A 12217-nucleotide genomic window follows, 5' to 3' on the forward strand; every position below is an offset into this window, starting at 1 on the left:
TGGAAATTATAGCCAGTCGCGCATGCCACGCCGGTGAAAGCCGGTGCCGCCGGTCCGTGAACGGGCCGGACAGGGGCTGTGGGAGACTGCGCGGCTGCCGTCCGGCCTGCGCCGTTCCTGCCACTTCTTGCGCCATTTCGAATGCGATTCGCCACCCGTTCCAGCCCGTCCAACCGCGTCGACGCGGTCGATGCCCTGCGCGGTCTTGCGGTGGCGATGATGGTCGCCTACCACTTCTGCTACGACCTCGGCATGTTCGGTCTGGCGCGCTGGAGCACCGCCGACATGGTCACGCAGGCCGGCTGGATCGGCTGGCGCACCGCGATCGTCAGCATGTTCCTCACGCTGGTGGGCGTGTCGATGGCGCTGCGCCGGGCGCGCGGCGTGGATGCGCGTGGCTTCTGGCTGCGCTGGCTCAAGATTGCCGGCGCGGCGGCGCTGGTGTCGCTGGGCAGCTGGGTGATGTTCGGGCCGCGTTTCATCTATTTCGGCGTGCTGCATTTCGTGGCGGTCGCGTTGCTGCTGCTGCGCGCCAGCAGCGGCCTGGGCGTGGCGGCAAATGCGCTGCTCGGGCTGGCGGCGCTGGGGGTGGCCGCGCTGCCGGGCCGGGCGGCATGCGATGCCGCGCCCTGCAACATCAGCGGGCTGTATCTGCACAAGCCGTGGACCGAGGATTTCGTGCCGCTCGCGCCCTGGCTCGGACCGGCTTTCCTGGGATTGGCGCTCGGCCTGCTGTGGCTCAAGCGCGGCCTGCCGGTGCCGGCGGCGCTGGTGCGCCTGGCCGCGACCGGGCCGGTGCGCATGCTTTCAGTGCCCGGGCGCTGGAGTCTGAGCATTTATCTGGTGCATCAGCCGGTGCTGATCGGCGCGCTGATGGGCTGGCGCGCCTTGCACTGACGGGGCTGCCGGTCAGACGAGCGCAGTCAGCGCATCGACGCCCAGCGCGACAAAGTCGTCGTCGCCGCTGCGGCTCAGGCACAGCAGCAGGAAGACGACGGTGGAGAACCAGAGGATGCGCAGATAGGCGCGTTCGAGCGGATCGAGCAGGGAGTCGTCGTCGCGGGAGTTGTGGTCGGGCATGGCGGCGGGCGCGGACAGATCGGCGAATGAGGTGCCGGCCCGGGGACGCATGACGGCGGCCGCACTGCCACCGCCGTCATGCATCAGGCCCGCGCCGGCGGGATGCTGCGACGCAAAAATCGCACCGCTTGCGCCCGAGCGACCGCCCGGGCCGACTGCCGGCGCCACTGCCGCTACCAGCGCCGTCCGATGCCGACGCTGACCCCTGGCTGCCAGCCCCAGCCATAGCCGCCCCAGTAGGGATAGGGGTAGGGCTCGGGCCGCAGATAGGCCTGGCTGCGGGCCCGGATGCGCGCCAGATCGGCGGCATTGCGGTCGGCGGTTTCCTGGTCGCGCAGCACCTGGGCCGAGATGGCGGCTTCGCGCTTGATGCGCTCGTCGTCGCTGGTGACCACCACGGCTGGCGGCGCGGCCGCAGGCAGGCGGGCGATCGGGCCGCCCGGTGGCGGGCTGGCGCAACCGGCCAGCGCCAGCGCGAGAAGGCCGGCGCATCCGGCCAGACGAAGTGCATTCATGCTTGCCTCCTGCATCGATGCGGCAGTTCAGTGGCGCTGATCGCCGCTGCTGCGGACGCCCTCGGCCGCGCTCGGCGCCGAGAACAGTTGCGCGACATCGACCGGATCGAAGTCGTAGCCGGTATCGCAGTACTCGCAATTGACCTTCACCGCGCCCAGCTCCGCGATGATCGAGTCGATCTCTTCGCGGCCGAGCGACCGCAGCATGCGGCCCACGCGCTCGCGCGAGCAGGCGCAGGAAAATTGCACCGCCCGCGCCGGCAGGATGCGCGCTTCTTCCTCCCAGAACAGCCGGCGCGCGATCTCGTGCGGCGGCAGCGCCAGCAACTCGGCCTGGGTGACGGTGTCGGACAGATGCTGCAAGTGCGACCAAGCCTCGCTGTCGGCCTCGAACTGGGCGGCGCGGGCTTGCGCGGCCGCCTCGTCGAGGTCGGCGGCGCCGCCTTCGGCCGGCATGCGCTGCATCAGCAGGCCGGTCGAGCGGCTTTCGTCGCAGGCGAGCCAGAGCCGGGTCTCGATCTGCTCGGAGCGCGCCATATAGCCTTCGAGCACCTCGGCCACGCTGTTGCCGTCGAGCGGCACGATGCCTTGATAGGGCTGCTGATGCGGCTGGCGATTGCTCGGGTCGAGCGTGATCGACATGCGGCCGTTGCCCTGGGCATTGACCATGTCGCGCAGGCTGGCGTCGTCGGGCACGCTGGCGCTGTCGCCGATGCGGGCCGTCGCGCGCACGCCGAGAGTGGAGTTGCACTCGGCCACGGCCAGCTTGACCGGCCCGTCGCCGAACAGCTGGATCACCAGCGAGCCGTCGAACTTGAGCGTGGCCGACAGCAGCACCGACGCGGCCAGCATCTCGCCGAGCAGCCGGCGCACCGGCGCCGGGTAGTCGTGCAAACCGACGATGTGGCGCCAGCTGTCGTCCAGGCTCACCAGTTCGCCGCGGACCGGCGCCTTGTCGAAGATCAGTTTTCTCAGTTCATCCATGGGAATCGTGCGCCGTCACAAGTAGCCGAAGGCATCGCGGATCTGCTGGTCGTCGGGCAGGGCGCCGGGCTTGAAGCGCGCCACGCGCAGGCCGGCCGCGGTCAGCAGGTTTTCGTGCCGCGGGTCGAGCGTGCCGAGCACGGCCACGCCGATCGGACGGGCATCGCGGCCGAGCACGGCGAAATCGAGCTGGCTGTCGGCGAGCGTGGCGTCGTCGCTCTCGATGAGCTGGGCGACGCTCGGCTGGGCCAGGATCATCGCGCTCGGCAGCGCCGACTGGAGCCGGGCGAACAACTGGCGCTGGGCCTCGTCGAGCGGGCGCCGCACCATCGGCGGGCGCACGGCCACGACCGGGCGCGCCGACTTCTTCCACAGCACGAACACGACAGCGAGGACGACGAGCAGGAGCAGCAGCTTCATGAGCGGTGTGAGGGCGGCTGGCTAGAATGGTTCGGACAAATCCGGCGCACCGTCCGGTACGCCTCGGTCGATCTTCTCATGCCTGCTTTCGAACTCCGTGCCGCCGCGCTGGCGGCGCTTGCCTGCTCCGATCCCGATGAAAAATGCGCGCTCGTCGCCGCGCTGGCGGCCACGCGCCGGGCCGGCGGCGCGCTCGACGCTGCCGCTGCGCTGACCGATCCGGGCACGCTGCCCGGCCGGCCGCCCAGGCCCGAACTGGTGCATGCGCGCGATGTGGCTTCGCGCGGCGTCGGCAGCGTCGAGGGCCGGGCGGCGCTGCTGCATGCGCTCGCGCACATCGAGTTCAACGCCATCAACCTCGCGCTCGATGCGGTCTGGCGTTTTGCCGGCATGCCCTCCGATTTCTACGACGACTGGCTGCTGGTCGCCGCCGAGGAGGCGCTGCACTTCGGCCTGCTGCGCGAACGGCTGCGCGCCCACGGCCACGACTACGGCGATTTCGCCGCCCACAACGGCCTGTGGGACATGGCCGAGCGCACCGCCGCCGATCCGCTTGCGCGCATGGCGCTGGTGCCGCGCACGATGGAAGCGCGTGGCCTCGACGTGACGCCGGGCATCCGGGCGCGGCTTGCGTCGGCCGGCGATGCCGAGTCGGCTGCGGTGCTCGACATCATCCTGCGCGACGAGATCGGCCATGTGCGCATCGGCAACCGCTGGTACGACGCGCTCTGCGAACGCGCCGGCGTCGCAGCCGACAGCGCGCATCTGGCGCTCGCCGAGCGCTATCGCGTCGGCCTGCCGCGCGCGCCGTTCAACACCGCCGCACGGCTCGATGCCGGCTTCACCTCGGCCCAGCTCGACGCCTTTGCCCGCCGCTGACGCGCCTCGGCTGGCGTCGTGCAAGCGGATGTTGCCGGCACGCCACGGCGCCAGTTGATGCGCATCAAGCCGCCATCCGCCTCCGCACAGGCCCGGTCTGCCGCTTGCGAAAGCGCAAACGGGCACCTCGGCCGGGCCCCAAGAATCCGCTCCATGCACTGCCGCACACGGCCCAGCACACCGGGCCAGAACAACACCCATACCTCATGGAGCCAAGGATGAACGCCTTCCTCAAGACCTCGCTGATTGCCGGCCTGATCGCCGCCGGCTTTGCCGCGCTGCCCGCCCAAGCCGCCGGTGACAGCCCCTGGCTCGTGCGTGGTCGCCTGCTGTTCATGCAGACCGCCGAGAAGTCGGATGCCGTGCCGGGCGTCGCCCAGGCCGACGCGATCCGCGTCGCGAGCAAGGTCTTCCCCGACTTCGACATCAGCTACTTCTTCACGCCGAACATCTCGGCCGAACTGGTGCTGACCTACCCGCAAATCCACGACGTCGAACTCAACGGCGGCAAGATCGGCTCGCTCAAGCACCTGCCCCCCACGCTGCTGGCCCAGTACCACTTCGACACTGGCACGGCGTTCGTGCCCTATGTCGGCGCCGGCGTGAACTACACCCGCATCTGGGGCGTGACCTGGGATCCGGCGGTCAAGCCGCTGAACCTGAGCCTGGAAAACAAGTCGATCGGCCCGGCCCTGCAAATCGGCGCCGACTACAAGCTCGACAAGGTCTGGTCGCTCAACGCCGACATCAAGTACATCAAGCTCGAATCCGATCTGTCCTCCAACGGCAAGAAGATCAGCACCGTGTCGCTGAATCCCTGGCTGTTCGGCGTGGGCGTCGGCTACCGCTTCTAAGTTTTTTCGATCGCGCCATGGCGGCGGGCCCACAAGGCCGCCGCTGTTTCCCGCCAGTCCCGGCGTCAGCCATGACGCAAGGCTGGCGGTATTTTTTTGCGCGGCAGCAATCGCGGCACCGCTACCATCGGTGCGATGACTCCCAGCCGTTCCCGTTTTCTCGACCTGCGCGGACTGCGCATCCATCTGCGCGAATGGGGCCCGGCCGACGGCAGGCCGCTGGTGCTGCTGCACGGCTTTCTCGACGTGTCGGCCTCGTTCCAGTTCCTGGTCGATGCGTTTGCGCATGAGCGCCGCTGCATCGCGCTCGACTGGCGTGGCTTTGGCCTGAGCCAGCACGCCACCGACCAGCCGGCGGTGCAGTCCTACTGGTTTCCCGACTACCTCGCCGATCTCGATGCGCTGCTCGACCGCATCGCGCCCGATGCGCCGGTGCATCTGCTCGGTCACAGCATGGGCGGGCTGATTGCGGCGCTCTATGCCGCCGCGCGTCCCGCGCGCATCCGCAGCGCGAGCCTGCTCGAAGGTTTCGGGCCGCCAGCCACGGTGCCGACCGAGGCGCCGCGCCGCTATGCGCGCTGGCTCGATCAGTTGCGCCATGCCACGCCCTGGGGCCGCTATGCCAGCCTCGACGAGGTGGCCGGGCGTATCCGCCGCAACCATCCGCAACTGGGCGCCGAGCGCGCGCGCTGGCTCGCCGAGCACTGGGCCGCGCCCGAGCCCGACGGCACGTTCGCGCTGCGCGCCGACCGCGCCCATCGCCTCGCCAATCCCACGCTGTTCCGCCGCGAGGAGGCCGAAGCCTGCTGGGTCGCCATCGAATGCCCGGTGCTGTGGATCAGCGCCAGCGCCGGCCAGGCCCGTGGCGATGCTGAGATGGCGTCACGCGGCGCCAGCCTTGGTAACGCGACCCGACTGGAAATCGCCGGCGCCGGCCATATGGTTCACATAGAAGCCCCCGAAGCCTGCGCCGCCGCCATCGACGGCTTCATCGCGCGCGTCGAAGCGCAGGAGAACACGCCATGACCGCCATCCGTCTCAGCCATCCGCCGCAGCGCCACACGCCGTTCGACCCGTACCGGATCAATGTCGATCTGCACTGCCATTCCAACGTGTCCGACGGCGTGCATACGCCCGAGGACATCGCCGAGCGCGCGCATGCCAACGGCGTGGAATGGCTTGCGCTCACCGATCACGACGAGCTGGGCGGCGTGGCGCGCGCCGGCAAGCGCGCCGCCGAGCTGGGCATGGGCTTCATCCATGGCGTCGAGGTGTCGGTGACCTGGGCCGGCGAGACGGTGCACATCGTGGGCTTGGGCGTCGACATCGAGAACGCGGCGCTGGTCGACGGACTGGCGCGCACGCGCGGCGGCCGCGCCGGCCGCGCGCAGGAAATGGCCGACGGGCTCGCGGCGGTCGGCATTCCGGGCGCGCTCGAAGGCGCGATGAAGTACGTGGGCAATCCCTCGCTCATCTCGCGCAGCCATTTCGCGCGCTGGCTGGTCGAGATCGGCCGCTGCGACGATGTGCGCGAGGTGTTCGGCAGCTATCTGGTCGAGGGCAAGCCGGGCTATGTGCCGCACCGCTGGGCCCGGCTGCCGGAGGCCATCGGCTGGATTCGCGGCGCGGGCGGCGTGGCGGTGATCGCGCATCCGGGCCGCTACCGCTTCACCGATCTGGAACGCCACGCCTTCATCACCGAGTTCCGCGACTGCGGCGGCGAAGGCATCGAAGTGCTCTGTGCCTCGCACACGCCAGACGATGCGCGGCGTGCCGTGCTGGCCGCGCGCGAATTCAATCTCAAGGCCTCGCGCGGAAGCGACTTCCACGGCGCGGGCGAATCCCGGGTCGAACTCGGCAAGCTCGGGCCGCTGCCCGACTCGGTCGAGCCGATCTGGGCCCAATGGGGCATCGGCTAAACCGCTGCCATCACGACATGACGCAACGCTTCGCCATCCATCCGCTCGATCCGCAACCCCGCCTCGTCAAGCAGGCGCTCAAGGTCATCGAGGCCGGCGGCGTGGTCGCCGCGCCGACCGACTCCAGCTATGCGCTGGTGGCGCGGCTCGACGACAAGAACGCCGCCGACCGCATCCGCCGCATCCGCAACATCGACGACCGGCGCCATCTCACGCTGCTGTGCCGCGATCTGTCGGAGATCGCCAACTACGCGCAGATCGACAACCGGCAGTACCGCCTGCTCAAGGCCACGACGCCGGGCGCCTACACCTTCATCCTGGAGGCCACGCGCGAGGTGCCGCGCCGGCTCAGCCATCCGTCGCGCAAGACCATCGGCATTCGCGTGCCGCAGCATTCGGTGATGCTGGCGCTGCTGGAGGAAGCGGGGCAGGGTCTGCTGTCGTCGAGCCTGCTGCTCGACGGCGACGACTATCCGCTCAACGACCCCGATGACATCTGCGACCGGCTCAAGGGCCAGGTCGATCTCGTCATCGATGCGGGTGCCTGCGCCGGTCGCGGCACCACCGTGGTCGACCTGACTGGCGAGGCGCCGGTGCTGATCCGCGAGGGCAGCGGGCCGCTCGGGCCGCTCGGGCTCGACTGAACGCCGGGCAGCAGTCGCCGGACGGCCATGACCCCCTTGCTATGATCGGCCGATGGACGATCTCATCCAGACCATCACGGTCTACGCAATTCCGGTGATTTTCGCGATCACCCTGCATGAAGCCGCGCATGGTTTCGTCGCCCGCATGTTCGGCGACTCGACCGCCTGGATGCTCGGGCGCGTGAGCCTCAATCCCATGCGCCACATCGATCCGGTGGGCACGCTGCTGGTGCCGGCGCTGCTGTTGATCTCGGCGCGCATTGCGGGTGGAGGCGGCTTCATGTTCGGCTGGGCCAAGCCGGTGCCGGTCAACTTCGCCAATCTGCGCAACCCCAAGCGCGACATGATCTGGGTCGCCGCCGCCGGGCCCGCCGCCAATCTGCTGATGGCCTGCGGCTGGGCCGCGCTTTACCGTCTGCTCGATGCGGCAGGCATCGACGAAGCCTTCTTCTTCTCTATGGCCAAGGCCGGCATCACCTTCAACATCATGCTGATGGCGCTCAATCTGGTGCCGATTCCGCCGCTCGATGGCGGCCGCATCCTGATCGGTCTGCTGCCGCGCAAGCTGTCCAACGCCTATGCGTCAGTGGAGCGCTACGGCTTCGTGATCGTGCTGGTGCTCATCGTCACGGGCCTGCTGTCCACGCTGATGATGCCCTTCGTGTCCATCGGCATCTGGTTCATCCAGAGCCTGTTCCAGTTCTGACGCCGGCTTCCATTTCCTCTTTTTCGACGGGATTCCTCCGTGCAAGACCGTGTTCTTTCCGGCATGCGCCCGACCGGCGCGCTCCACATCGGCCACTTTCATGGCGCACTCAAGAACTGGGTGCGGCTGCAAGCCGACCATGAATGCTTTTTCTTCGTCGCCGACTGGCATGCGCTGACCACGGTCTACGACGACCCGTCGATCATCGCCAAGTCCACCACCGAGATGGTCACCGACTGGCTCGCTGCCGGCCTCGACCCCGAGCGCGCGACCATCTTCGTGCAGAGCCGCGTGATCGAGCATGCCGAGCTGTTCCTGCTGCTGTCGATGCACACGCCGCTCGGCTGGCTGGAGCGCGTGCCGACCTACAAGGACCAGATCGAGAAGCTCAAGGAGAAGGATCTCGGCACCTACGGCTTTCTCGGCTATCCGCTGATGCAGGCGGCCGACATCCTCATCTACCGCGCCAAGCATGTGCCGGTCGGCGAGGATCAGGTGCCGCACATCGAACTGACGCGCGAATGCGCGCGCCGCTTCAACCATCTGTACGGCCGCGAACCGGGCTTTGAAGACAAGGCCATCGAGGCATCGAAGAAGCTCGGCAAGGCCGGCAAGCAGGTGCTCGAAGCGCGCGTGAAGTACCAGCAGGACGGCGATGCCGAAGCGCTCGCCGCCGCACGCACGCTGGTAGAAGAAGCCAAGAGCATCTCCGCCGCCGACCGCGAGCGGCTGCTCGGCTTTCTCGAAGGCAGCACCAAGCAGGTTCTCGTCGAGCCGCGTGCGCTGCTCACCGAAGCCTCGCGTCTGCCCGGCCTCGACGGCCAGAAGATGAGCAAGAGCTACGGCAACACCATCACCCTGCGCGAAGAGCCCGACGCGGTGCGCAAGAAGGTGAAGGTCATGCCGACCGACCCGGCGCGCGTGCGCCGCACCGATGCCGGCGACCCCGACCGCTGCCCGGTCTGGCAATTCCATCTCGTGTACTCCGACGACGCGACCAAGCAGTGGGTGCAGACCGGCTGCCGCAGCGCCGGCATCGGCTGCATCGAGTGCAAGACGCCGGTGGCCGACGCCATCGTCAAGGAACTGGAGCCGATGCGCGAACGCGCCGAGCCCTATCTGGCCCGGCCGTCGCTGGTGCGCGAGGTGCTCGATGCGGGCAACGCCCGCGCTCGCGCGATCGCCGGCGACACCATGCGCGATGTCCGCGCAGCGATGGGACTGGGCGCCTGAACGGCTGCCGCAGACCCATCAAGTACAATCCAAAGCTTTGAATTCACGGCCAAATCCATGATTTACGGCAGCATTGTCGCCATCGTCACGCCCATGCAGCCTGACGGCGCACTCGATTTCGATGGCTTGCGCAAGCTCGTCGACTGGCATGTCGCCGAAGGCACCGACGGCATCGTGATCGTCGGCACCACGGGCGAATCGCCCACCGTCGATTTCGACGAGCACATCGAGCTGGTGCGCGTGACGGTCGAGCAGGCCGCCGGCCGCGTGCCCGTCATCGCCGGCACCGGCGGCAACGCCACCAAGGAAGCCGTCGCGCTGGCCAAGGCGGCGCGCAAGGTTGGCGCCGATGCGCAACTGTCGGTCGTGCCCTACTACAACAAGCCGACGCAGGAAGGGCTGTTCCAGCACTTCAAGGCCGTGGCCGAGGCGGAAGACCTGCCGCTCATCCTCTACAACGTGCCCGGTCGCACTGTGGCCGATCTGCAGAACGCCACCGTGCTGCGGCTCGCCGAACTGCCCGGCGTCATCGGCCTCAAGGACGCCACCGGCGACCTGGTGCGCCACACCGAGCTGCTGCGCAGCCTGCCGGCCGGCAAGGACTTCGGTCTGTACTCGGGCAATGACGACACCGCGCTGCCCTACATCCTGCTCGGCGGTCACGGCGTGATTTCCGTCACCGCCAACGTGGCGCCGCGTGGCATGAGCGAGATGTGCGCCGCCGCGCGTGCCGGCGAAATCGCCAAGGCGCGCGAGATCAACAACCGTCTGTACGACCTGCACACCAAGCTCTTCGTCGAATCGAATCCGGCGCCGACCAAGTGGGCGCTGGAGCGCATGGGGCGCATCGGCGCCGGCATCCGCCTGCCGCTGGTCGCCTTGTCGGACGCCGCCCGGCCGACCGTCGAAGCCGCGCTCGCCAGCGCCGGCGTCCTGTAATCCCTTCCCAAGACTTCATGTCCTCATCCGTGTCCGTTCCCGCCCTGCGGATCGGCGTCGCGACCCTCGTCGCGCTCGCCTTCGCCGGTTGCACGACCAACTTCGAAGGCCCGAAGATCGATTACAAGAGCGAAGCCAAGGCCCAGGCGACGCCCAGCCTCGAAGTGCCGCCCGACCTCAGTTCGGTGCCGCGCGACGAGCGCTTTGCCGTGCCGCAGAGCGCCAGCGCAGTCGCGGCTGCCAAGGCTGGTGAAAGCGCGGCAGCGGCGGCCCAGGTGCTGCCGACCAGCCCGCTCGCTCGCGTGGTCCGTGACGGCAATCTGCGCTATCTGCTGGTGCAGCGCACGCCGGATCAGGTCTGGCCGGTGCTGCGCAGCTTCTGGACCGACAACGGTTTCGTGCTGCGGCTGGAAGATGAACAGTCCGGCGTGATGGAAACCGACTGGGCCGAGAACCGCGCCAAGCTGCCGCAGGATTTCCTCCGGCGCACGCTCGGCAAGGTCTTCGACTCGATCTACGACACCGGCACGCGCGATCTCTTCCATGTGCGGCTCGAGCGCGTGGGCGACGGCACCGAGGTCTATGTGTCGCATCGCGGCATGGAGGAAACGGTCGTCGCGACCAAGGATTCGACGCGCTGGGAGCCGCGCCCGAGCGATCCCTCGCTGGAAGCCGAATTCCTGCAACGACTGCTGGTGCGTTTCGGTACCGACGAGACCAAGGCCAAGTCCGAGGTCGCGGCGATCAGCGCGGTGCAGCCGGCACCGCGGGCTCGCATCGCCGGCGATGCACTTGAACTCGACGATGGCCTGGAACGTGGCTGGCGCCGGGTTGGCATCGCGCTCGATCGCGGCGGCTTCACCGTCGAGTCGCGCGACCGTGCGGCTGGCGTCTATGGCGTGCGCTTCGTGCAGCCGGGCAAGGAGACCGAGGAAGACCCGGGCTTCTTCTCGCGCCTGTTCGGTGCCAAGCCCGATCGCGCGGTGCGCCAGTACAAGATCGCGGTGAAGGCTGCCGGCAATGGCACGCGGGTGCAGGTGCTGTCGGCCGAAGGTGGTGTCGACAAGTCTGAAGCCGCGACGCGCATCCTCGAACTGCTCCAGGGCGAGCTGAAATAAACCGCGCATGACCGGGCGCTTGCGCTATTCGAGCGTCGGCAGCGGAAGCGAGGGCAATGCCCTCGTCATCGAGGCGCTGGCGAGCGGTCGTGCAACCCGCGTGATGCTCGATTGTGGCTTCGGCGTGCGCGAACTGGGGCGCCGGCTTGAGGCGCGCGGCATCGATCCGGCCTCGCTCGACGCCGTGCTCATCACGCATGAGCACGGCGATCACGGCGCCGGCGCGGCGCGTTTTGCCCGGCGCTACCGGGTGCCGGTCTATTCATCGCATGGCACCGGCATGGCGCTGCGGCTGAACGAGGAAGCCGATGTCGACTGGCGCGTGCTGTGCAGCCACACCGCGTTCGCGCTCGGCGATCTCCAGATCACGCCCTTCCCGGTACCGCACGATGCGCGCGAACCGACCCAGTTCACCTTCAGCGACGGCCGCAGCAAGCTCGGCGTGCTGACCGATGCGGGCAGCATCACCGCCTGCATCCTGGCGATGCTGGCCGGCTGCGACGGTCTGGTGCTGGAGTGCAATCACGATCCCGACCTGCTCGCGGGATCGGCCTATCCGTCGAGCGTGCGGCGGCGCATTGCCGGCGATTACGGCCACCTGTCGAATGGCACGGCGGCAAGAATTCTGGCGTCGATCGACCGCAGCCATCTGAAGCGCCTGCATGCGGCGCACCTGAGCCGGCAGAACAACCGGGCTGAACTGGCCGCCGGGGCGCTCGCTGAAGTGCTCGGCTGCACCGCTGCGGAAATCGAGATTGCCGATCAGGAAAACGGCTTTGCCTGGGTCGAACTTTGAACGTCAACGCGTTTGCCGCACCCATGAAAAAGCCGACCCGAAGGTCGGCTTTTTTTGCGGCCGAGAAATTACTTCTTTTCTTCGGTGGCGGGAGCCGGGGCCGGCTCGGCGGCGGGGGCCGGCGCCGAGC

The 12217-nt window shown here is 68.5% G+C and carries 15 protein-coding genes; 11 read left to right on the forward strand and 4 right to left on the reverse strand.

Annotated elements, in window-relative coordinates; all coding sequences use genetic code 11:
- Nucleotides 1-141 precede the first annotated feature (141 nt).
- Nucleotides 142-897 (forward strand): heparan-alpha-glucosaminide N-acetyltransferase, encoded by a 756-nt coding sequence (locus B9P64_RS09545; protein ID WP_085315972.1) that lies wholly within the window; start codon nucleotides 142-144, stop codon nucleotides 895-897.
- Nucleotides 898-909: 12 nt separating this feature from the next.
- Here B9P64_RS09545 and B9P64_RS25655 read toward each other — a convergent pair whose 3' ends face one another.
- The 4 genes from B9P64_RS25655 to B9P64_RS09565 all read right to left on the reverse strand — a co-directional run bounded on the left by B9P64_RS25655 (nucleotide 910) and on the right by B9P64_RS09565 (nucleotide 2999).
- Nucleotides 910-1080: a hypothetical protein gene (locus tag B9P64_RS25655; protein ID WP_176256780.1), complete on the reverse strand. Its 171-nt coding sequence runs from the start codon at nucleotides 1078-1080 to the stop codon at nucleotides 910-912.
- 173 nt (nucleotides 1081-1253) lie between these two features.
- Nucleotides 1254-1595: a hypothetical protein gene (locus B9P64_RS09555; RefSeq protein WP_139826225.1), complete on the reverse strand. Its 342-nt coding sequence runs from the start codon at nucleotides 1593-1595 to the stop codon at nucleotides 1254-1256.
- A gap of 27 nt (nucleotides 1596-1622) precedes the next feature.
- A complete protein-coding gene (gene hslO / locus B9P64_RS09560; protein WP_085315975.1) occupies nucleotides 1623-2579 on the reverse strand; it encodes an Hsp33 family molecular chaperone HslO in 957 nt (318 codons plus the stop codon).
- 15 nt (nucleotides 2580-2594) lie between these two features.
- A complete protein-coding gene (locus B9P64_RS09565) occupies nucleotides 2595-2999 on the reverse strand; it encodes a hypothetical protein (RefSeq protein WP_085315976.1) in 405 nt (134 codons plus the stop codon).
- Between the two features lie 78 nt (nucleotides 3000-3077).
- On the opposite strand from B9P64_RS09565, the gene B9P64_RS09570 reads away from it, so the two are divergent.
- The 10 genes from B9P64_RS09570 (at nucleotide 3078) to B9P64_RS09615 (ending at nucleotide 12087) form a co-directional block, all read left to right on the forward strand.
- The gene (locus tag B9P64_RS09570; protein ID WP_085315977.1) at nucleotides 3078-3878 is read left to right on the forward strand and encodes a ferritin-like domain-containing protein; all 801 of its coding nucleotides are present in this window, start codon (nucleotides 3078-3080) and stop codon (nucleotides 3876-3878) included.
- A 218-nt stretch (nucleotides 3879-4096) separates the two neighbouring features.
- Entirely contained in the window at nucleotides 4097-4732 is a 636-nt protein-coding gene (locus B9P64_RS09575; RefSeq protein ID WP_235839940.1) for an OmpW/AlkL family protein, read from the forward strand.
- A gap of 135 nt (nucleotides 4733-4867) precedes the next feature.
- On the forward strand, nucleotides 4868-5758 hold the full coding sequence (locus tag B9P64_RS09580) for an alpha/beta fold hydrolase (protein ID WP_085315979.1): 891 nt from the start codon (nucleotides 4868-4870) through the stop codon (nucleotides 5756-5758).
- Nucleotides 5755-6651, forward strand: coding sequence for a 3',5'-nucleoside bisphosphate phosphatase (locus B9P64_RS09585; protein WP_085315980.1), 897 nt, complete (start codon nucleotides 5755-5757; stop codon nucleotides 6649-6651). The genes B9P64_RS09580 and B9P64_RS09585 overlap by 4 nt, the downstream gene beginning before the upstream one ends.
- A 17-nt stretch (nucleotides 6652-6668) precedes the next feature.
- Nucleotides 6669-7295: an L-threonylcarbamoyladenylate synthase gene (locus B9P64_RS09590; protein WP_085315981.1), complete on the forward strand. Its 627-nt coding sequence runs from the start codon at nucleotides 6669-6671 to the stop codon at nucleotides 7293-7295.
- Between the two features lie 52 nt (nucleotides 7296-7347).
- The gene (locus B9P64_RS09595; protein ID WP_085315982.1) at nucleotides 7348-8001 is read left to right on the forward strand and encodes a site-2 protease family protein; all 654 of its coding nucleotides are present in this window, start codon (nucleotides 7348-7350) and stop codon (nucleotides 7999-8001) included.
- Nucleotides 8002-8040: 39 nt separating this feature from the next.
- Nucleotides 8041-9234 carry a tryptophan--tRNA ligase gene (locus tag B9P64_RS09600; protein WP_268877144.1) on the forward strand — a complete coding sequence of 398 codons (1194 nt, stop codon included), beginning with the start codon at nucleotides 8041-8043 and terminating at the stop codon, nucleotides 9232-9234.
- Between the two features lie 57 nt (nucleotides 9235-9291).
- Nucleotides 9292-10173, forward strand: a complete 882-nt coding sequence (dapA, locus tag B9P64_RS09605; RefSeq protein ID WP_085315984.1) for a 4-hydroxy-tetrahydrodipicolinate synthase — start codon at nucleotides 9292-9294, stop codon at nucleotides 10171-10173.
- Nucleotides 10174-10202: 29 nt separating this feature from the next.
- Nucleotides 10203-11291 (forward strand): outer membrane protein assembly factor BamC, encoded by a 1089-nt coding sequence (gene bamC / locus B9P64_RS09610; RefSeq protein WP_235839941.1) that lies wholly within the window; start codon nucleotides 10203-10205, stop codon nucleotides 11289-11291.
- 19 nt (nucleotides 11292-11310) lie between these two features.
- The gene (locus tag B9P64_RS09615) at nucleotides 11311-12087 is read left to right on the forward strand and encodes an MBL fold metallo-hydrolase (protein ID WP_085316032.1); all 777 of its coding nucleotides are present in this window, start codon (nucleotides 11311-11313) and stop codon (nucleotides 12085-12087) included.
- Nucleotides 12088-12217: the final 130 nt, after the last annotated feature.

It is taken from the genome of Derxia lacustris (assembly GCF_002105195.1).
GTDB classification, from domain to species: domain Bacteria; phylum Pseudomonadota; class Gammaproteobacteria; order Burkholderiales; family Burkholderiaceae_E; genus Derxia; species Derxia lacustris.